At 60.6% G+C, this 396-nt stretch carries 2 protein-coding genes; both read left to right on the top strand.

What is annotated here, in order from left to right; translation table 11 throughout:
* On the top strand, nt 1-140 hold a 140-nt coding region (locus RVY79_RS22030), incomplete at its 5' end, for a DUF4224 domain-containing protein (RefSeq protein ID WP_411161744.1).
* A partial coding sequence (locus RVY79_RS17810) for a hypothetical protein (RefSeq protein WP_317465841.1) occupies nt 140-396 on the top strand: 257 nt, incomplete at its 3' end. The genes RVY79_RS22030 and RVY79_RS17810, both read left to right, overlap by 1 nt.

Consider the following 396-nt stretch of genomic DNA (forward strand, 5'->3'; position numbering starts at 1 on the left):
TGAACTCGATGGGCATTGAGCACATCAAGCGTGCAGACGGGCGTATTCTGGTTGCGCGTGAGCACGTCGAGCACTTGCTTGGAGTGAAGCAGGAGACGCGACGCGTCCGCGAGCGCGAACTTGATCGGAGCCTGATGTAATGCCACCCAAGCGCAAAGCCGAGAATCGCGGCTTGCCGGCGCGCTGGCAACTACACCACGGCGCGTACTACTACCGTGTGCCGCCTGGCCTTGAAGAGCATTGGGATGGCAAGAAGCGTTTCCGCTTGGGCTCATCACTGCCAGAGGCCTATCGTGCCTGGCGGCAACGCATGGACGTGCAAGACAATTGCCGGACGATCGGCGATCTGCTCGACCGGTACGCCTTAGAGGTGATCCCCGAAAAGGAACCCAGCAC

The sequence above is a fragment of the Chromohalobacter sp. HP20-39 genome (genome assembly GCF_033052815.1).
GTDB lineage: Bacteria > Pseudomonadota > Gammaproteobacteria > Pseudomonadales > Halomonadaceae > Chromohalobacter.